This window comes from Bradyrhizobium semiaridum, from assembly GCF_020329505.1.
GTDB classification, from domain to species: Bacteria; Pseudomonadota; Alphaproteobacteria; order Rhizobiales; family Xanthobacteraceae; genus Bradyrhizobium; species Bradyrhizobium semiaridum.
Genome location: NZ_JAGKJJ010000002.1, coordinates 1 through 20,299, shown reverse-complemented (window position 1 = coordinate 20,299; position 20,299 = coordinate 1). Strand labels below are relative to the sequence as shown.

At 66.1% G+C, this 20,299-nt stretch carries 18 protein-coding genes; 8 read left to right on the top strand and 10 right to left on the bottom strand.

Features of this window, described 5'->3' with window-relative positions:
* Positions 1-150: 150 nt before the first annotated feature.
* From J6500_RS02445 to J6500_RS02420, 6 genes are all read left to right on the top strand, one after another.
* Positions 151-1,155 (top strand): AAA family ATPase, encoded by a 1,005-nt coding sequence (locus J6500_RS02445; RefSeq protein WP_225711076.1) that lies wholly within the window; start codon positions 151-153, stop codon positions 1,153-1,155.
* On the top strand, positions 1,155-2,096 hold the full coding sequence (locus tag J6500_RS02440; RefSeq protein ID WP_225711075.1) for a DUF58 domain-containing protein: 942 nt from the start codon (positions 1,155-1,157) through the stop codon (positions 2,094-2,096). Before J6500_RS02445 ends, J6500_RS02440 begins: the two co-directional genes overlap by 1 nt.
* Positions 2,096-4,906: a DUF4159 domain-containing protein gene (locus J6500_RS02435; RefSeq protein ID WP_225711492.1), complete on the top strand. Its 2,811-nt coding sequence runs from the start codon at positions 2,096-2,098 to the stop codon at positions 4,904-4,906. The genes J6500_RS02440 and J6500_RS02435 overlap by 1 nt, the downstream gene beginning before the upstream one ends.
* A gap of 67 nt (positions 4,907-4,973) precedes the next feature.
* Complete coding sequence (locus tag J6500_RS02430; protein ID WP_225711074.1) at positions 4,974-7,037, top strand: hypothetical protein; 2,064 nt, start codon at positions 4,974-4,976, stop codon at positions 7,035-7,037.
* 154 nt (positions 7,038-7,191) lie between these two features.
* On the top strand, positions 7,192-7,617 hold the full coding sequence (locus tag J6500_RS02425) for a DUF2946 family protein (RefSeq protein ID WP_225711073.1): 426 nt from the start codon (positions 7,192-7,194) through the stop codon (positions 7,615-7,617).
* 112 nt (positions 7,618-7,729) lie between these two features.
* Positions 7,730-10,120: a TonB-dependent receptor gene (locus J6500_RS02420; protein WP_225711072.1), complete on the top strand. Its 2,391-nt coding sequence runs from the start codon at positions 7,730-7,732 to the stop codon at positions 10,118-10,120.
* 408 nt (positions 10,121-10,528) lie between these two features.
* On the opposite strand, the gene J6500_RS02415 is transcribed toward J6500_RS02420, so the two are convergent.
* The 3 genes from J6500_RS02415 to J6500_RS02405 form a co-directional block, all read right to left on the bottom strand.
* Positions 10,529-10,846, bottom strand: coding sequence for an EthD family reductase (locus J6500_RS02415; protein WP_225711071.1), 318 nt, complete (start codon positions 10,844-10,846; stop codon positions 10,529-10,531).
* A gap of 119 nt (positions 10,847-10,965) precedes the next feature.
* Positions 10,966-11,478: a GNAT family N-acetyltransferase gene (locus J6500_RS02410; protein WP_225711070.1), complete on the bottom strand. Its 513-nt coding sequence runs from the start codon at positions 11,476-11,478 to the stop codon at positions 10,966-10,968.
* A gap of 39 nt (positions 11,479-11,517) precedes the next feature.
* A complete protein-coding gene (locus J6500_RS02405; protein ID WP_225711069.1) occupies positions 11,518-12,006 on the bottom strand; it encodes an NUDIX domain-containing protein in 489 nt (162 codons plus the stop codon).
* A gap of 135 nt (positions 12,007-12,141) precedes the next feature.
* Between J6500_RS02405 and J6500_RS02400 the strand changes: the two genes are divergently transcribed.
* Complete coding sequence (locus J6500_RS02400; RefSeq protein ID WP_225711068.1) at positions 12,142-13,026, top strand: metallophosphoesterase family protein; 885 nt, start codon at positions 12,142-12,144, stop codon at positions 13,024-13,026.
* Positions 13,027-13,186: 160 nt separating this feature from the next.
* Here the strand turns inward: J6500_RS02400 and J6500_RS02395 are convergent, their stop codons facing one another.
* From J6500_RS02395 to J6500_RS02375, 5 genes are all read right to left on the bottom strand, one after another.
* Positions 13,187-13,990 carry a hypothetical protein gene (locus J6500_RS02395; RefSeq protein WP_225711067.1) on the bottom strand — a complete coding sequence of 268 codons (804 nt, stop codon included), beginning with the start codon at positions 13,988-13,990 and terminating at the stop codon, positions 13,187-13,189.
* 215 nt (positions 13,991-14,205) lie between these two features.
* A complete protein-coding gene (locus J6500_RS02390; protein WP_225711066.1) occupies positions 14,206-14,958 on the bottom strand; it encodes a glycine-rich domain-containing protein in 753 nt (250 codons plus the stop codon).
* 22 nt (positions 14,959-14,980) lie between these two features.
* Positions 14,981-15,559 (bottom strand): hypothetical protein, encoded by a 579-nt coding sequence (locus tag J6500_RS02385; protein WP_225711065.1) that lies wholly within the window; start codon positions 15,557-15,559, stop codon positions 14,981-14,983.
* A 205-nt stretch (positions 15,560-15,764) separates the two neighbouring features.
* Positions 15,765-15,974: a DUF4170 domain-containing protein gene (locus tag J6500_RS02380; protein ID WP_028347002.1), complete on the bottom strand. Its 210-nt coding sequence runs from the start codon at positions 15,972-15,974 to the stop codon at positions 15,765-15,767.
* Positions 15,975-16,004: 30 nt separating this feature from the next.
* The gene (locus J6500_RS02375) at positions 16,005-17,642 is read right to left on the bottom strand and encodes an isocitrate lyase (RefSeq protein WP_225711064.1); all 1,638 of its coding nucleotides are present in this window, start codon (positions 17,640-17,642) and stop codon (positions 16,005-16,007) included.
* Between the two features lie 423 nt (positions 17,643-18,065).
* Between J6500_RS02375 and J6500_RS02370 the strand changes: the two genes are divergently transcribed.
* Positions 18,066-19,508, top strand: coding sequence for a helix-turn-helix domain-containing protein (locus J6500_RS02370; RefSeq protein ID WP_225711063.1), 1,443 nt, complete (start codon positions 18,066-18,068; stop codon positions 19,506-19,508).
* Between the two features lie 29 nt (positions 19,509-19,537).
* Here the strand turns inward: J6500_RS02370 and J6500_RS02365 are convergent, their stop codons facing one another.
* Entirely contained in the window at positions 19,538-19,792 is a 255-nt protein-coding gene (locus J6500_RS02365; protein WP_225711062.1) for an iron oxidase, read from the bottom strand.
* 42 nt (positions 19,793-19,834) lie between these two features.
* A partial coding sequence (locus J6500_RS02360) for a hypothetical protein (protein ID WP_376707746.1) occupies positions 19,835-20,299 on the bottom strand: 465 nt, incomplete at its 5' end.

The window sequence follows — 20,299 nt, the reverse complement described above, 5'->3', positions numbered from 1 at the left end:
CCGTTCATACCCTGAAATGCCGATAAGGTGGGGATAGTTTAATTCAACGAATACATGGCCTTCGCGCAGGTTTAGCATGATGGCCATGCGATGACGACGCAAGACGACGACGCGGCAATGCGCGGATCGTCAGGAAACGGAGCGGACCGAATGGCTGGTGCAGACAGCGTCGAGAAACTGGAGGATGTGATCGTCCGTTCGGCCGAGCAGGTCGCCGGCCAGATTCGCGCCGCCAAGGAGGCGGTCTCCACCGTCATTTTCGGTCAGGAGCAGGTGATCGAAAACACCTTGGTGACGATCCTGTCCGGCGGCCACGCATTGCTGATCGGCGTCCCCGGTCTCGCCAAGACCAAGCTGGTCGAGACGCTCGGCGTCACGCTCGGTCTCGATGCCAAGCGCGTCCAGTTCACGCCCGACCTGATGCCGTCGGACATTCTCGGCGCCGAGGTGCTCGACGAGAGCTCGGCCGGCAAGCGCTCGTTCCGCTTCATCTCAGGTCCGGTGTTCGCGCAGCTCTTGATGGCCGACGAGATCAACCGCGCCAGCCCGCGCACCCAGTCGGCGCTGCTGCAGGCCATGCAGGAGCAGCACATCACCATTGCCGGTGCGCGGCACGATCTGCCGAAGCCGTTCCATGTGCTGGCGACGCAGAACCCGCTGGAGCAGGAAGGCACCTATCCGCTGCCCGAAGCACAGCTCGACCGCTTTCTGATGGAAATCGACGTCGATTATCCCGATCGGGACGCCGAGCGGCGCATCCTGTTCGAAACCACCGGCGCCGAGGAGACTGCAGCCAAGCCGGCGATGGACACCGAGACGCTGCTCGCAGCGCAGCGGCTGGTGCGCCGCCTGCCGGTCGGCGACTCCGTGGTCGAAGCGATCCTGTCGCTGGTCCGCGCCGCGCGCCCCGGCCCCGACGGCGGCGAAGCCGGCAAGCTGATCGCCTGGGGACCCGGTCCCCGCGCCAGCCAGTCCCTGATGCTCGCGGTGCGCGCCCGCGCGCTGCTCGACGGACGGCTCGCGCCGTCGATCGACGACGTGCTCGATCTCGCCGAACCCGTGCTGAAGCACCGCATGGCCTTGACCTTCTCGGCGCGCGCCGAGGGCCGCACCATTCCTGACGTGATCAGGCAATTGAAGACGCGGATCGGCTAATGGCTGCCGACGACAGGCACCAGCAAGGGGAGATCCTGGCGGTCCGACGTGCTGATGGCGAAAGCCGAACGCTCGCCGCATCGCTGCCGCGCCTGGTGCTTGAGGCCCGCCGCATCGCGGCCAATGTCATCCACGGCCTGCATGGCCGCCGCCGTGCCGGCGCCGGCGAGAGCTTTTGGCAATACCGCCGCTTCGTGTCCGGCGAGCCGGCGCAGCGCGTCGACTGGCGCCGCTCCGGGCGCGACGACCATCTCTATGTCCGCGAGCAGGAATGGGAGGCTGCGCACACGGTCTGGATCTGGCCGGACCGCTCGCCTTCTATGGTGTTTGCCTCGCGCGATGCGCGTGACTCGAAGCTTGAGCGCGGCCTGATCGTCGCCTTCGCGCTGGCCGAGCTTTTGGTTTCCGGCGGCGAACGCGTCGGCATCCCCGGCCTGATGATGCCGACCGCGAGCCGCGCCGTGATCGACAAGATGGCGCAGGCGATCCTGCACGATGAAGCGACGCGCGCCAGCCTGCCGCCCACCTTCGTGCCGTCGTCGCTCGCCGAGATCGTGGTGCTGTCGGACTTCTGGTCACCGCTGCCGGAGATCAAGACCATGCTGGCCGGGCTCGCCTCGTCGGGCGCGCACGGCTCGCTGATCCAGGTGGTCGATCCCGCGGAAGAGACCTTCCCCTATTCCGGCCGCGTCGAGTTCGTCGAGCCGGAGGCCGGCAGTGTCATCACCGCGGGCCGCGCCGAAAGCTGGGCGAACGACTACGTCGCCCGCGTCGCGCTGCATCGCGACCAGATCCGCGCCGAGACCAACCAGCTCGACTGGCTGTTCTCGACCCACACCACCAGCCGCTCCGCGGCAGAGCTGCTGCTGTTCCTGCATGCCGGCATGATGGTGAGCAAGAGCGGCGGACGCTCGACAGTGAAGGCGGGGCGCAGCGCATGATCGCAGGTCTTCCCCTCTCCTTTGCCGAACCGCTGCTGCTGATTGGGCTGGTCAGCCTGCCGGTGCTGTGGTGGCTGCTGCGCGTGATGCCGCCGCGGCCGCGGCGCATCGAATTCCCGCCGACCCGGCTCTTGTTCGACATTGCGCCGAAGGAGGAGACGCCGTCGCGCACGCCGTGGTGGCTGACCCTGCTGCGGCTCGCCGCCGCGGCGCTTGTCATCCTCGCCGCTGCCGGCCCGATCTGGAATCCGCAGACCGGCATCGCCGCGAGCAAGCTGCCGCTGGTGGTGCTGCTCGACGACGGCTGGAGCGCCGCTGCGAGCTGGGATGCGCGGATCAAGGCCGCGGACGAATTGATCACCGACGCCGATGCCGACCGCCGCGGCGTCGCGCTGGTGCCGCTGTCGGAGCCTGCGCGCGACATCACGCTGATGCCGGCCGGCACCGCACGCGTCGCGCTGCGCCAGCTCGCGCCGAAGCCGTACTCGATCGACCGCGTTGAAACCCTCGCTGCACTTGGGCGTTTCCTCAAATCGACCGGCGATAGCGACATCGTCTGGCTGTCCGACGGCGTCGACACCGGCCGCGGCAGCGAATTCGCCGAAGGGCTCGGCAAGGTCATCGAGGGCCGCAATTTGACGATCTATTCGGGTGGCGCGCCGTCCGCGCAGGCCCTGGTCGCGGCCGAGAACGCCGCCGCCAAGATGACGGTGAAGGTGCTACGCACCGGAAGCGGGATCGCCGGCGGCACCGTGCGTGCGGTCGATGCCAAGGGCTCACCGATCGGCGAAGCGCGCTACGCGTTCGGCGCAGAGGATCGTGAGACCGAAGCCGCCTTCGACCTTCCGGTCGAGCTGCGCAACGACATCGCCCGGCTCGAAATCGCCGGCGAGCGTTCCGCCGGCGCCGTGCAGTTGCTCGACCGGCGCTGGCGTCGCCGCGCCATCGGCGTGGTCTCGGGCTCCAGCGCCGACACCGCGCAGCCGCTGCTCGCCTCGACTTTCTATCTGTCCCGCGCGCTGTCGCCGTTCGCCGACATCAGGCTCGGCGATCGCGGCTCGCCGCAGCAGGCGCTCGCGCAATTCCTCGATCAGCGGCTGCCGATGATCGTGATGGCCGACGTCGGCACGGTGTCGCCGGATATCCGCGACCGCCTCAACGCCTGGATCGACCAGGGCGGCGTGCTGGTGCGCTTCGCCGGTCCCCGCCTCGCCCAGGCCGACGATGACCTCGTGCCGGTCAAATTGCGCAAGGGTGGCCGTACGCTCGGCGGCAGCCTGACCTGGGAGAAGCCGCAGCATATGGCCTCGTTCGCCGCCGACGGACCGTTCGCAGGCCTGACCGTGCCAAAGGACATCACCGTGAGCCGGCAGGTGCTGGCCGAGCCCGACGCGGTGCTTGCAACCAAGAGCTGGGCGTCGCTGGAAGACGGCACGCCGCTCGTCACCGGCGAGCGCCGCGGCAAGGGCGTGCTCAGCCTGTTCCATGTCGGCGCCGACATGCGCTGGTCGGACTTGCCGATGTCCGGCACTTTCGTCGAGATGCTGCGGCGGCTGATCGACATGTCCGGCTACACCTCGACGCCCGGCCCGGGCGTCGCCAGCGATCCCAAGGCCGAGATGGTCGCGCCGCTGCGCATACTCGACGGTTTCGGCGCGTTCGGCCCGCCGCCATCGACCGCCAAGCCGATGCCGGCCGACTATCGCGACCGCGGCACGGCGGATCATCCGCCCGGCTTCTACGGCACGGCGGAGAGCCCGATCGCGGTCAACACCCTCGCCTCCGCCGACCGCATCGCGCCGCTCGACACGTCCGGCCTCAAGGCGCGGCATGCGAGCTACACCAACACCGAACCGCGCGACCTGCGCGGCATCATGCTGTCGACGGCGCTCGCGCTGTTCCTGATCGATGCCATCGTGGTGGCGATGCTGGGCGGCGGCCTCGCGGCGCTGATCAGGCGGCGCACTGCGCCCGCGGTGCTTGCCTTCGCCTTCATGCTGGCGGCGCTCGCGCTGGCGCCCACGCCGACGCACGCCCAGAACAGCGACGACTTCGCCATCAAGTCGGTGTCGCAGACCCGGCTCGCTTATGTCGTGACCGGCAATGCCGACGTCGATTCCATCGTCAAGGCCGGCATGGGCGGCTTGACGCTGTTCCTGGCGCAGCGCACCGCGCTGGAGGCCGGCGATCCCGTCGGGGTCGATCCGGCGCGCGACGAACTCGCCTTCTTCCCGCTGATCTACTGGCCGATTGTGCCTGGCGCGCCCAAGCCGCCGCAGGACGCCATCAACAAGATCGATGCGTATATGAAGCAGGGCGGCACCGTCATATTCGACACCCGCGACGCGGTCGAGGCACCGCCCGGCGACAATGGCGGCGCGCAGACGCCGGCGATGCAGACCTTGCGCGAATTGCTGTCGACCCTCGACGTCCCCGAGCTCGAGCCGGTGCCGCGCGAGCACGTGCTGACCAAGACGTTCTACCTGCTGCGCGACTTCCCCGGCCGCTTCAATTCCGGCCAGACCTGGGTCGAAGCGCTGCCGCGCGAGGATGACGACGAGGAGGCCGCGCAGCGCCCCGCACGCGGCGGCGACGGCGTCTCCCCGATCATCATCACCTCGAACGATCTCGCCGGCGCCTGGGCGATCCGGCCCGACGGACAGCCGACGCTGCCGCTGACGCCGGGCGAGCCGCGCCAGCGCGAATTCGCCTTCCGCGCCGGCGTCAACATCGTGATGTACACGCTGACCGGCAACTACAAGGCCGATCAAGTGCACGCGCCCGCGCTGATCGAACGGCTGGGACAATGAGCATGATCCGGAAAAGTGGGAACCGGGTTTCCGAACCGATCATGCTCGCAACGAATAGAAGCTAGCCATGAACTACGGTATCGCGTTCACGCCGCTGGTTCCTTCGCTCGTGCTGTGGCTCGCGCTCGGCGCGATCGTCGTCATCGCGGTACTGCTTCTCGTGTCACGCTCCCGCGGCGCCGCGGTGCGCGTTGCCGCGCTGGCGCTGATCCTGCTCGCGCTGGCCAATCCCTCCTTCACCCGCGAGGACCGCGAGCCGTTGTCCTCGGTCGCCGCGGTCGTCGTCGATAAGAGCCCGAGCCAGAACTTCGGCACCCGCAACCAGGAGACCGACAAGGCGCGCGAAGCGCTGGTCGACAGCCTGAAGCAGATCAAGGGCCTCGAGGTCCGCGTCGTCGACGCCGGCCAGGCCGACGGTGAGACCGACGGCACCAAACTGTTCGGCGCGCTTACCTCGGCTCTCTCGGACGTCCCGGTCGAGCGCGTCGCCGGTGCCTTCCTGATCACCGACGGCCGCGTGCACGACATTCCCGCCAACGCCCAGTCACTCGGCTTTCAGGCGCCGGTGCATGCGCTGATCACCGGCCGCAAGGACGAGCGCGACCGGCGCATCGCCATCACCGCGGCACCGCGCTTCGGCATCGTGGGCAAGCCGCAGACCATCACCTACCGGCTCGACGACCAGGGCGTCAGCGGCGAGCGCGCCAAGGTCACGGTGCGCCGCGACGGCGAGGTGATCAGCGAGCGCACGCTGACCAGCGGCCAGACCGCCAGCGTCGACATCGACATCAAGCACGCCGGTCCCAACATCGTCGAGATCGAGGCTTCCCCGCTGGCCAACGAGCTGACCCCGGTCAACAACCGCGCCGTGGTCGCGATCGACGGCGTGCGCGACAAGCTGCGCGTGCTGCTGGTCTCCGGCGAGCCGCATTCCGGCGAGCGCACCTGGCGCAATCTGCTGAAATCCGATCCCAGCGTCGATCTCGTGCATTTCACCATTCTGCGTCCGCCGGAGAAGCAGGACGGCACGCCGATCAACGAGCTGTCGCTGATCGCGTTTCCGACCCGCGAGCTGTTCCAGCAGCGCATCAACGATTTCCAGCTGATCATCTTCGACCGCTACGCCCGCCAGGGCGTGCTGCCGATCGCCTATTTCGACAACATCGCGCGCTATGTCCGATCCGGCGGTGCGGTGCTGGTCTCGGCCGGCCCCGACTACGCCTCGACCACCAGCATCTGGCGCACGCCGCTGGATTCGGTGCTGCCGGCCGAACCGGTCGGCGTCACCGAGAAGCCGTTCTACGCGCATCTGAGCGATGCCGGGAAACGCCACCCGGTGACGCGCGGGCTCGAGGGCTCGGCCTCCGAACCGCCGCACTGGAGCCGGTTTTTCCGCACCGTCGATACCCGCAACGCGATCAACCCGCCGGTGATGACCGGCGCCGACGGCAAGCCGCTGCTGCTGCTGTCGCGCTTCGGCGAGGGCCGCGTCGCGCTGCTGCTGTCCGACCATATCTGGCTGTGGGCGCGCGGCTATGAGGGCGGCGGCCCGCATCTCGATCTGCTGCGGCGGATGTCGCACTGGCTGATGAAGCAGCCCGACCTCGACGAGGAAGCGCTGCGCATGCAGGTGCAGGGCAAGGACCTCGTCGTGGTGCGCCAGACCATGGCCGACGCCGTCTCTCCGGTCACCGTGACGTCGCCGAGCGGCACCACGCGCGAGATGACGCTGACCGCCGGCGATCCCGGCGAGTGGCGCGCGACGCTGCCTGCCGACGAACTCGGCCTGTGGCAAGCAACCGACGGCACGCTGAAGGCGCTGATCAATGTCGGCCCGACCAATCCGAAGGAGTTTTCGGAGGTCACCTCGACCACCGAAACGCTGAGGCCGCTGGCGCAGGCGACCGGCGGCGACGCGCGGCGCATCGTCGACGGATCCGGCCTCGACATGCCGCGCATCGTGCCGGTGCACGCCTCGTCGATCTTCCGCGGCGACGGCTGGCTCGGCGTCAGGATGCGCGATGCCAGCGTCGTCAAGGGCGTCGGCGTGCTGCCGATGTTCGCCGGCCTGGTCGGCCTGCTGCTGCTGCTCGGCGCCTTCGCGGCGACTTGGCTGCGCGAGGGACGGTAGCCCGCTCGTACGATCGGCTCCGTTGCGACAATCACACACCGGCAACAGATCGATACAATCGGTCTGAACGGCGGTTGACACCGCAATCGCGGTCCGATGTTATAATGTAACATCGGACGGCTGGGGTTCACGCCGCCCGATGGGGTGGGCGTCAATGAACTGGTTCCGGAAACACATCAAGACTGGCTCGCGGCTGGCGCTGTTCGCGCTCGCCGTGCAGGTCGTGTTGTCGTTCGGCCATTTCCATCCCCTCGCGGCGGTGCGGGCGGCCCCGGCGGCGGTCCAGAGCGGACTGTCGCAGCTCGACTTCGCCTATGTCGGGACGTCGGCGACGCCGGATCTCGCCATCCAGGTGGTGCAAAAGCAGCCGCCGGTCCATCACGACAATGAGCAGCAGCCGCGCGACCATTGCGCAATCTGCGTCGTCATCTCGATGGCGGGCAATCTCTTGGTCGCGACCCCACCGGTGCTGCTGTTGCCGGAAGCGATGGACTTCCTCCGCCGCACCACCGATGCCGAATTCCTTCACCTCAAGTCGGCGCCTGTAGCGTTCCAGTCCCGCGCCCCTCCGCAATCCTGACATCGATTGACTGCTGCGCCCGCAAGGGAGCAGCCGCGCCCCGCGCGCGGCCTCCCCGACCGGGACCATCGGAATCGATCCGTCGTGCGTCGACGGGATCAGGATCGGAACAATGACATTGCAGAAGAAACGAGCATTCCAACTCGGGAGCGCGAGCTGGCTGTTGCTGTGCGCGATGGGGCACGGCGCACTGGCCGACGATACGCCCTCGGCATCAACGCCCACGCAACTGCCCGACGTCACCATCACCGCGCCGAGCCCGATCCAGCGGCACCGCGCCGTGCCGTCGCGCACGCCGGCGCGCGTCGCGCGCAGCACCCCGAGCCGCAGCCGCGAGCGCGCGGCGGAGCAGCAGCCGGCGGCCGCAGCAACTGCACCGGCGCCGCAGCAGGGCGTGCTGCCCGTCGTCACCGACCAGTTCGCGACCGTCACCGTGGTGCCGAACGAGGAAATCCGCCGCTCCGGAGGCGCCACGCTCGGCGATCTGCTGTTTTCCAAACCCGGCATCACCGGTTCAGAGTTCGCGCCCGGCGCCTCCAGCCGGCCGATCATCCGCGGCCTCGATGTCAATCGCGTCGGCATACTCGAAAACGGCACGCCAGCCGGCGGCGCATCCGATCTCGGTGAAGATCATTTCGTTCCCGTTGACCCGATAGCCACAAACCAGGTCGAAGTGATCCGGGGCCCGGCCGCGCTCCGCTATGGGTCGACATCGATCGGCGGCGTGGTCGCCGCGACCAATAATAGGATCCCGAGCGCGCTGCCGGTATGCGAGGTCGCACCGTTTCAGAGCTACGGCCTTCCAACCAAGGCGCCGCTTGCGAATGTGCCGTCGTCTTGCATGACGGCCGAGACGCGGACGGCCGTCAACTCGGTCGATCGCGGCGTCGAGGGCGCGATCCTGCTCGATGCCGGCGGCGGAAATTTTGCCGTTCACGCCGATGCCTTTGGCCGCAAAACGAGCGACTACAGCGTCCCGTCCTATCCGTATCTGTTCGACCTGACCAAACCGTTCAACGGCAAGCAACCAAACTCTGCTGCACAAGCAGACGGAGTGTCGCTCGGCGGCTCCTATATCTTCGATGGCGGCTTCATTGGTGCGGCTGTCACGCAGAACGATTCGCTCTATCGCATCCCCGGCATCGACGGCGCCGATCACCAGACGCGGATCGACGCCCATCAGACAAAGTTCACGGCCAAGGGCGAATACCGGCCGGATGCCGCGGCGATCGATGCCATCAGGTTCTGGGCCGGTGCCACCGACTATCACCACAACGAGATCGGGCTCGCCGATCCCGCCGACCCCTCAACCGTCGGTGTCCGGCAAACCTTCACCAACAGGGAGCAGGAAGGTCGGGTCGAGGTGCAGATGGCGCCATTCAATGCGCGGTTTGCGGCGGTCACCACGGCATTCGGGCTGCAGGCGGGTCATCAGAAGTTGACCGCCCCGAGTCCGGATGATCCAGGCAGTCCCTTGAATGGCCTGTGGGACCCCAACAGCAACAACAGGGTCGCCGGCTACGTCTTCAACGAGCTGAAATTCACCGACACGACCAAGGCTCAAGTCGCCGGACGGGTCGAGCGAGTCAACCTTTCGGGTACGACGCCGGAATTCGTCCCGAGCGTGTTCGACGTTGCCGCCGATCCTGACTCGATCGGCCCTGCCACCGCCCGCAATCTGCACTTCACGCCGAAAAGCGCCAGCATCGGGCTGATCCAGGATTTGCCGTATGATCTCGTCGCCAGCATCACCGGCCAATATGTCGAACGCGCGCCAAAGCCGGCCGAGCTGTTCTCACGCGGCCCCCATGACGCGACCGCGACCTTCGACATCGGCAATCCCAATCTCGGTATCGAGACGGCAAAATCGGTCGAGATCGGATTGCGGCGGGCGACCGGACCGCTGCGCTTCGAACTGACCGGCTACTACACGCGCTTCAACGGCTTCATCTTCCGTCGGCTGACCGGCAACACCTGCGACGAAGCAGCGTGTGTTGATGCCGCCGATCCAGCTCCGCTGGAGCTCAAACAGGCGGTCTATTCGCAGCAGGACGCCATCTTCCGTGGCGCCGAATTCCAGAGCCAACTCGACGTAGGACCGCTCAATGGCGGTATCTGGGGCATCGAGAACCAGTTCGACGTGGTGCGCGCCACTTTCACCGACGGCACCAACGTGCCGCGGATACCGCCAGTGCGAGTCGGCGCGGGCGTCTATTGGCGCGATACCAACTGGTTCATGCGCATCAACCTGCTGCACGCGTTCGCTCAGAACGACGTCGCGGAGGTCGCCGAGACACCGACGGCTGGCTACAATTTGTTGAAGGCCGAGGTCAGCTACAAGACCAAGCTCGATCCCGCCTGGATCGGCGCACGCGAGATGACGGTTGGTCTCGTGGGCAACAATTTGCTCAACCAGAACATCCGCAATTCCGTCTCCTACAACAAGGACGAGGTGCTGCTGCCCGGCATCGGCGTGCGGGCATTCGCCAATTTGAAGTTCTGAGCAAGAAGTTGTGAACCAAACACATCTCCTCTGCCCCTCGCGGCTGAGGAGATGTCGCTCAGAACCAGCTTGTCCAAAACCCGCGTGTGGCACCCGCCCCGGCGGTGGCCTCCGTCGTTTTCTCCGCTTTCTTGCCCGCCGATTTCGCGACGTTGGACCCAGCGCCCATTGCCTGCAGGTTCTGCTGCGTTGCATCGCCAACGGACGTCGCTCCGGCTGCCGAGCAAAACACGAGACAGCCGTTTAGGACCGCGACGACATAATCGGTCCATGGCGTCGCCGCTCTGCGTTGCGGGCGCCGGCCGGCGCGCACCTGAATGCTGCAGCAGATAGCGTTCCGTCTGTGATTCAAACAGTGCGGCATCGCACCCGCGTGGCTGCGCATGACGGCAGCCTCGGCCGGCGCCGTCAGTGGCCGACGACGACTTCGCTGATCTGGATCACCGGCTGCAGATCGGTGTAGTTCGGGATGTCGGCCATGATCTCCTTGCCATGCTGTCCCATGCCGGCCGCGAACGCTTCGACCGAGTCGCAGAAGATATGGCACATCCCGACATAGGTCGCGGGCGCGCCCGGTGCGCCGCCCGCAAGACCCTTGTCGACGGTGTAGTATTTGCAGGCGTCGCCCAGCCGCGCCTTCACCAGCGGCATGTGCTTGTCGCGATAATAATCGTGATCGAAGCGCGCGCCGGGATTGTTCGGATACATCACACTGATCTTGATCATGGCGCGCACTCTCCCTGTTGATATGACATGCGCCGGTCCGGTCTTGTCCCGGCGCTTGCCCCAACTGTGCTTCAGATCGTGCAGGTGCGCAACAGGTCCGGGCGATGCGCGCGCGGATGTCAGATCGCCTTGCTCCAGTCCGGCTGGATCGGCCCGGACACGCCCTCGAAGGCGCCCTCGACCAGTTCCAGCACCAGCAGGCGGCTGTAGTCGACCGGACCGGGCATGGTGATCCGCCCCTTCTCGATCGGCTTGAAGCCGACGCGCGCGTAATACGGCTCGTCGCCGACCAGCACGATCAGACTGTGGCCCTTGACGCGGGCATCGTTGATCGCGCGCTCGAGCAGCGCGCGGCCGACGCCGCGGCTGCGGAACGGCGGCTCGACGGTCAGCGGGCCGAGCATGAGGGCTTGGGTATCACCGATACAGATCGGCAACTGGCGCACCGAGCCGACCAGCAGCGTGCCGATCCGCGCCGTGAAGGAGACGTCGAGCAGGTGCTCGACATGCTCGCGCAGCCGGTAGGCGCTGAGCACGAAGCGGCCGGGCCCGAAGGTGCGCTCATGCAGGCGCTCGATCGCCTGGGCGTCTTTCGGAGTCTCGGGCAGGATGGTCAGGGACAGCTCGGTCATGGTGGAGCGCGGGATAGCATCTGCTGCGCGCGCGGTCCATCACCGCCATGTCACGGTCGGGGGCCTGCCCTCGAGCACCTCCGCGATCCGCAGCCGCGTGCCGGGGGTGGTATCCTCGGGCAGCGCAGCCGGGTCGAAGAAGCCGCAGGCCACGATCTCGCGGTTCGGCTCCGGCAAACGGTCCTGCCGGTACTGCCTGACGACATAGACCGCGACATGATCGCGCGGCGAGACGTGGCTGTTGTGGAAGATGCCGTGCAGCACCGGCTCGCCGGCGAGCTCGATCCGCCCCTCCTCGGCCAGTTCACGCCGCAGCGATTCGAGGAAACTCTCGCCGACCTCGACCCCGCCGCCCGGCAGATACCAGCCGGGGACGTAGCTGTGCTTGACCAGGAACACCTTGTTGTCGGCATCCAGCACCACGGCGCGGACCCCGAGTGTCATGCTGCGGACCAGCCGCCAGTAGAAATGAAACACCCACCTGATCTGCGGCTCGTAGCGCTTGCGTAAATCCTGCAGGACCGTCACTGAACCCTCAACGTCATGATGTTTGATCCTTGCGCGGATGCGCACCGCTTGCCAATACAGGTCAGGACGCCCGGGATAGCATGACATGAGCGTTTGCCGGCCAGTTTTTGCCAGGATTCCGAACGGGGCCGAATGATGGCGGCATTCCGCCTTGCGCATCTGTCCGACCCGCATCTGCCGCCGCTGCCGGCGGCGCGGCTGCGCGACCTCGCCGGCAAGCGCGCCTTCGGCTACTTGAACTGGACGCGCAACCGGCACAAATACCACCGCCGCGACGTGCTCGATACTCTGGTCGCCGACATGCAGGCGCAGCAGCCGGATCACATCGCGGTCACCGGCGACCTCGTCAACCTGGCGCTGGATGCCGAGTTCAAGCCGGCCCGGGAATGGCTGGAGGGCGTCGGCACTCCCGAAGACGTCACTGTGGTGCCCGGCAATCACGATGCCTATGTGCGCGCGACGCGGCACCGCTTCGCCGGCATGTTCGGCGATTATCTGCGCGGCGATGCCGATGGCGCCGCGACCCACTTTCCGTTCGTGCGCCGGCGCGGGCCGGTGGCGCTGATCGGCGTCTCCTCGGCGGTGCCGACGCCGCCTTTGATGGCGACCGGATGGCTCGGCCACGCCCAGCTCGGCGCGCTGGAGCAGATCCTCGCGCAATTGTCGCAGGAGGACGCCTTCCGCGTGCTGCTGGTGCATCATCCGCTGCACTCCGACGGACGCGCCAAACGGCTGACCGATTCGCATCAGCTCCTGGGGCTACTCAAGCGGCACGGCGTCGAACTGGTGCTGCACGGCCACGACCACATCCATTCGACGATGTGGTTCGACGGCCCCGAGCGGAAAATTCCGGCGATCGGCGTGCCGTCGGCCTCGGCGCTGCCGCGCAAGCATTATCCGGCCGCGGCCTACAATCTGTTCTCGATCGAGCGCGACGGCAACGCCTGGCGCTGCGAGCAGACCGTGCGCGGCTTCGGCGCCGACGGCATGCGCGAGCTGCAACAAATGCGACTGTCCTAAAGCACGATCCGGAAAAGCGCGAACCGGTTTTCCGAAAAGATCATGCTCAAACAAAAGAGCCAGAGCGCGATGACGATCCAACCAAATCTCATCGCGCTCTAGCAGCGCGGGATCGTCCAACCTCTGCAAGACCGCGCCGGCGATGATGTTGCCTGATCTGTCAGGCGTTCCGGCGTCCGAAAGCGCGGACGGGAGTGTTCGCGCCGAAGGACGGCGCGGGAGAGAGGCCTTCCATGCGGCTGGCCGACGCCAGCGGCGACGATTCGCGCTGCAGTTGGCTCAGCCGATCCGCGATGCGCGCGTCGACGGATGCATAGGATGCTTCCATCGATTCATCCCTGCCCGCGGAATCCTTCGCCCGCAGGATGCGGTGACGGAGCTTCCAGACAGCACCCAATAGAATGGCGACAACCGCGACGATCGAGAGAGCGCTCAGCCAACCGGCGGTTCGGCCGGCGGTTGTGGACTGCGTCGGACCACCGACGGCCTCTTGTGCTGGACGGCTCGCGGCCCGCTCCGCCATCGCGGCTCGATGCGCCTCGATGAACGCCTTCTTGCGGGCCTCGAAATCCTCCGCCGATTCTCCGGCGCGACGCTCGACGACGTTGGGCCGCTCCTTCTGCGGCGGCGCCGGCCGCGCATATTCCGCGCGATGCCTCGCCGCGGGATCAAAACCAAGCACGCCGGTCAGCATGGCGATTTCGGCGTCTCCCAATTTGGTATAGCGGTCGCCCTGGTACAAAACGTAGGCATTGCCTTTCGGGCTGTGCAGATACCCGACGTCGATCCCCTGGCCATCCCTGATGAAAGGGGGCTCATTCGGAAGATCATAAACAAGGTCGATTCTCTCACCCCCGCCGCCGAAACCCGGGATCGGAATCATGCGAAACCGCCGAGCCTCTGCCGGCGACGCAAACATGGTAAATAGAATAATACCCGCAATGAAAAGCGACGCACTCCTCATCCTGACCTCGCAACGGCAGGTTGTTTTGAGGGATGCGTATCATCACGGCGTTAATGGGTCATTGAACGGATTACCTGCTTTGCAACGATCTCGCCGCGCGCCATCAGCCGGCGCAGCTAAAGCGCGATGAGATCGGTTGAATCGTCATCGCGCTTTAGCTCTTTGTTTGAGCATGATCTTTTCGGAAACCGCTTCGCACTTTTCCGGATCATGCTTTAGTCCCCGCCACCCCCGCCGCCGCAACCACCGCCGCAGCCGCCGCCGCTATCACCGCCTCCACCATCGCCGCCGCCATGCCCACCGCCGTCGCCGCCGCCATCGCTGCTGCCGGCGTCGCCGAAGCCAGCCGACGAGCCGTCGATCGACGAGTCGGAGAAATCGCCGCCGCAATAGGGGCTGCTGCCACTGGCGCCGCTGCGGCGCAAGGCCTCGCAGTCCGGATGGTAGACGAAGCCGTTCGGGATGTTCAGCTTGGCGTCGAGCGCGAACAAGAGCGGCAGCCGCGTCGGCCTCACCGGATCGATGTTCTCATATTTGCAGCAGTACCACCAGACCCGCCGCAGCCCCTCATTGCTTCGGCGCCGCTCCTTCACCAGCACCACCGCCGGCGTATGATGCAGGAAGCTGCCGAAGGCGCGGCGGCAGAACGCGTCATATTCGCGGGTGTAGAGGATGAATTCGTGCCAGAGGTCGTCGGCGGCCTGCGAGGGCATCGAGACGTAGCGCTTGCCGCTCATCAGATAGGCGAGGAAGAACTGGCGCAGCGCGCGCGAGACCAGCGCGCTGTCCTTGCGGGTGAAGCCGGGATGGCGCTGCTCGAGCCGGGCCAGCAGCCCCTGCGGCAGAGTGAAGGTGCGGATGAATTCGGCGCGGCGCAGCGTCTGCCACTTGCCGAACAGCACGGCGCTGCCGATCACCGCGGCGGCCGCCACCACGCCCATCAAGGCCGACACCGGTGTTACTACCACTACGCCCCCCGCCAGATGGCGGCTAGAGATTCTTCAAGCTCGCATACAGCGCAAGACCGAACAGCGCCAGAGCGCCCATCAGAAAGCCGAACACGAACATGCCGAAGCTGCCGCGGCGCCGCGGCGCGGCCACCGGGGCAGGCTGCGGCAGCGCCGGCGGCTCGGCAACCGGAAGCGGGGTCGCCACCATCGCATGCTCGCGCTCGATCATGCGGCGCGCGACATAGTCGGTGACGGCATCGACGATCACGGGAACGTCGTGCGATTCGGCGAGCACGATGCGGCCGAACCGCGTATCCTGCACGAAGCGGTAAATGCGCTTGTCGCGGCCCATCAGGACGTGCGCGACGACGTCGATCCACAGCCGCGGGGTCTCGCCCAGGCTGATGCCGCGGTCGAACAGGTCGACCTGGTCCGGCACCTGGGCGAACAGGGGATCGAGCGCCTCGTTGAGGATCTCGAGCCTTGCCACTTCGGCATCGCGCAATTCGACGACGACGCCGGTGCGGTCGGCCGCCTCGATCCGGGCCCGCCGCAGCGCCTCACGCAGCGTCGGGCGCATCTCGCGCGCCTCACTGCCCGTGTTCTGCGGATCAGACATCGCCGGCGGCCTCGTGGTGACGGGTTTTGCTCAGCGTTAACCTATCAGCAACCATGACGCCCGCAAAGCCGGTTGGTTCCCAAGCAGTTAGGCCGGCACTTATCCCCAGCGAAAGCAGGAAAAACCCCTGTCCCGAAAGCGGACGGCCCCACCCGGATGAACCGGATGGGGCCGCCGTCCTTGGACGTTTCTTGATTGATGAAGATCAGGCTGAGACCCGCGAGGGCTCCTCGACGATCGAGAAGCGCACGCCGGCCTTGTGGCGGCTCTCCTCCGAGACCTCCTTCCAGCACTCTTCGGCTTCCTTGCGGGTCTTGAACGGACCCCTGACCTGGGCCGAGCCTTCCACGAGCTTGTGGAAGTTCATCGAACCGAACTCGCCGCCGATCACCCAGAAATTGCTGCCTTTGGTCATTGTCAGTCTCCTGTTGCCCGGATCCAGCTGTTAGCCGAACTGGTTCATCGTATTGTGGACGCCACCCGCCTTCAGCGCGGCCTCGCCGGCGAAGTATTCCTTGTGGTCGTCGCCGATGTCGGAGCCGGCCATGTTCTGGTGCTTCGCACAGGCGATGCCCTGGCGGATTTCCGCACGCTGAACGTTCTTCACGTAACCAAGCATGCCCTGCTCGCCGAAATACTCCTTCGCGAGATTGTCGGTCGACAGCGCAGCCGTGTGATAGGTCGGCAGCGTGATCAGATGGTGGAAGATGCCGGCCCGCTTCGATGAATCGGCCTGGAAGGTGCGGATGCGCTCGTCGGCCTCGATGCCCAGCGGCGTATCGTCATATTCCGGCTTCATGAGCTCGGCGCGGTTGTACATGCTGACATCCTTGCCGGCTTCCTTCATCGCGTCGTAGACCTGCCAACGGAAGTTGATGGTCCAGTTGAACGACGGCGAGTTGTTGTAGGCCAGCTTGGCGTTCGGAACGACCTCGCGAATGCGGTCGACCATCTTTGCGATCTGCTCGATATGCGGCTTCTCGGTCTCGATCCACAACAGGTCGGCGCCGTTCTGCAGCGAGGTGATCGAGTCGAGCACGCAGCGATCCTCGCCGGTGCCGGCGCGGAACTGGTAGAGGTTCGAGGGCAGCCGCTTCGGACGCATCATCTTGCCGTTGCGGTTGATGATGACGTCGCCGTTGCGGGCATTTTCCGCCGTCACTTCCTCGCAATCCAGGAAGCTGTTGTACTGATCGCCGATGTCGCCCGGCTTGTGGCTGACGGCGATCTGCTGCGTGAGGCCGGCACCGAGCGAGTCGGTGCGGGTCACGATGATGCCGTCTTCGACGCCGAGCTCGAGGAACGCATAGCGGCACGCCCGGATCTTCGCGATGAACACCTCGTGCGGCACGGTGACCTTGCCGTCCTGGTGGCCGCACTGCTTCTCGTCGGAGACCTGGTTCTCGATCTGTAGGGCGCACGCTCCCGCCTCGATCATCTTCTTGGCGAGCAGGTAGGTCGCCTCGGCATTGCCGAAGCCGGCGTCGATGTCCGCGATCACGGGCACGACATGGGTCTGGAAGTTGTCGATCTTCTCGATCAGTGCAGCTTCCTTCGCCTTGTCGCCTTCCTTGCGGGCGGCGTCGAGCGCGCGGAAGATGTCGTTAAGCTCGCGGGAGTCGGCCTGACGCAGGAAGGTGTAGAGCTCCTCGATCAGCGCCGGCACGGAGGTCTTCTCGTGCATCGACTGATCAGGCAGCGGTCCGAACTCGGAGCGCAGCGCGGCGATCATCCAGCCGGACAGGTACAGATAACGGCGGTCGGTCTTGCCGAAGTGCTTCTTGACCGAGATCAGCTTCTGCTGCGCGATGAAGCCGTGCCAGCAGCCCAGCGACTGGGTGTACTTGGTCGGGTCGGCATCATAGGCCGCCATGTCGGCGCGCATCAGCGCCGCAGTGTAGCGGGCGATGTCGAGGCCGGTCTTGAAGCGGTTCTGCAGACGCATGCGCGCCACGGCCTCGGCCGAGACGCCGTTCCAGGTCGGCTGCGTCTTGAGGAGGGCTTCGGCCGCCTCGATCTGGCTCTGGTAGGAAGCCGGTCCCTGGATGGCCTGATCGCTGATGCCGCGCGGTTGGAAGTTCATTGTCTGCTCCTATTCGGTGATGGCAAACCGGCGGCTATTGCCTTTTCTGCCTGTCTGCCTTCGCCATACATTCTTGACAGTGCATTGCGAAATGCGTGGCAGGAGATAAACGCGATAAAACGAAGTCCGTATAGATGGCTTGTTTTTTATTGGTGATGTCATGTAACATATGAACTTGTAACAAATGTCGATTTGTAAATTTTGTCACTAAATGGGTAAGAAGGACTGCCATGGTTGCTGGTTTCGGAGGCGGTTTCTGCACTCCCTCTACCCGTTCTTACGGGGTGGGGGTTGGGGTGAGAGGCTCTCTCGGCAGCGGGACTTGCGGAGAGTCCCCCTCACCCGCCTCGCTCTTGCGAGCGCGTCGGCCTCTCCCCGCAGGCGGGGAGAGGCGAAGCGGAAGCACCAGCCCCGGAGTTCCCGATGCCCGCTGAGTCCGGAAAGAAACTCTTCGTCGGTCCCCGCTTCCGGCGGATCCGCCAGCAGCTCGGGCTGTCGCAGACCCAGATCGCCGAGGGGCTCGGCATCTCGCCCTCTTATGTCAACCTGATCGAGCGCAACCAGCGCCCGGTCACGGCGCAGATCCTGCTGCGGCTCGCCGAGACCTACGACCTCGACCTGCGCGACCTTGCCACCGCCGACGAGGACCGCTTCTTCGCGGAACTCAACGAGATCTTTTCCGATCCGCTGTTCCGCCAGATCGACCTGCCGAAACAGGAGCTGCGCGACCTCGCCGAGCTCTGCCCCGGAGTGACCCACGCCCTGCAACGGCTCTATGCCGCCTACACCGAGGCGCGCCGCGGCGAGACCCTGGTGGCGGCGCAGATGGCCGACCGCGAGGGCTCGCAGTTCGAGGCCAATCCGATCGAGCGGGTGCGCGATCTGATCGAGGCCAACCGCAACTACTTTCCCGAGCTCGAGACCGCGGCGGAGACCCTGCGCGACGAGCTCAACGTACCGGCCGAGGGTCTCTATGCCGCGCTGGCTGCGCGCTTGCGGGAAAAACACTCGATCGTCACCCGCGTGATGCCGGTCGACGTGATGCGCGAGACGCTGCGCCGGTTCGACCGCCACCGCCGGCAGCTGCTTATTTCCGAGCTGGTCGACAGCCCCGGCCGCAGTTTTCAGCTCGCGCTGCAGCTCGGCTTTGCCGAGTGCGGCGCCGGCATCGACGCGATCGTCGGCCGCGCCGGCCCGCTCGACGACACCGCGCGCCGGCTCTACCGCATCACGCTGGCGAATTATTTCGCGGCGGCCGCGATGATGCCTTACCAGGCATTCCATTCCGCCGCCGAAGCCTTGAGCTACGACGTCCATGTGCTGGCGCAGCGCTTCAACGCCGGCTTCGAGCAGGTCTGCCACCGCCTCACCACGCTGCAGCGCCCGAATGCGCGCGGCGTGCCGTTCTTCATGCTGCGCGTCGACAATGCCGGCAACGTCTCGAAACGTTTCTCGTCCGGCACCTTCCCGTTCTCGAAATTCGGCGGCACCTGCCCGCTGTGGAACGTGCATTCGACCTTCGATATGCCCGACCGCCTGCTCAGCCAGGTGATCGAGCTGCCCGACGGCACGCGCTACTTCTCGATCGCGCAGATGGTGCGCCGGCCGGTGGCGCCCTACCCGCAGCCGCAGCCGCGCTTTGCGATCGGCCTCGGATGCGAGATCCGCCATGCATCCAAGCTCGTCTATGCTACCGGGATGGATCTCGAGAAGGCCGAGGGCACCCCGATCGGCGTCAACTGCCGGCTCTGCGAGCGCGAGAATTGCAGCCAGCGCGCCGAGCCGCCGATCACGCGCAGCCTGATCCTCGACGAGACAACGCGGCGGGTCAGCTCGTTCGCGTTTTCGAATGCGCGGGAGCTGTAGTGTTATTCTCCCCTGCAGGGAGGATGCACTCAATCCACCGCAGCAAACGCGTTGCACCAGCCATCCCGGCTGATCGCACCCTCCACCACCTTGCAGCCGTCCGGCGCCACGAACAGGGTGCATAGAGCGCAGGAGTAGATGCCATTCGGCGTGTCCTGGTATTCAGCCTGCTGTTTTGACATCTTGTCGGACGCCGAGACCGCGCGAAAGAGAAGTGTTACGGGGAACGCGACGGCAGCCGCGATGAGTGCGCGCCGCGAATTTGCATTGTTCTGTTCGGCCATGGCGGTCACCTATGCGTCGTCCCGGCTCCGCAAAGCGATCGATCAGGGTTTGCGCAGATTGAGCGCGAACCGAAGATTGAGGGGTTGCAGCATTTCCGGCGGCGGCGCCTCGCCGACATTGCCGCGCATCAGGATGGTGCGCAAATCCTCGGTCGCGCGCGCGTCACCGAGCGCCGCGAACGAGACCCGCTCGACCGTGCCGTCGGGATTGAGCCAGGCCTTCACCACCAGCGAGGGCGGCGGGCCGCCCTCCTTGCCCGAATGCTCGGTGACCCAGTTGCGGAACCGGTTGGCGACAGCCTCGTCCGCCGCGATCCATTCCTCGAAGCGGTATTTCACCAGCTTGGCGAACTGCGCCCAGGACGGCGGCGCCTGATCGGCATTGCGAAAGTTGGGGCTCTGGGCGTGACCTGGTTCGACCGATAGCACCAGCAGGCCGAACGAGACGGCAAGCGTAGACCGCAAGACGAGCATTGTTCTGAGCAAGGCTGACCGGACGACGCGCGA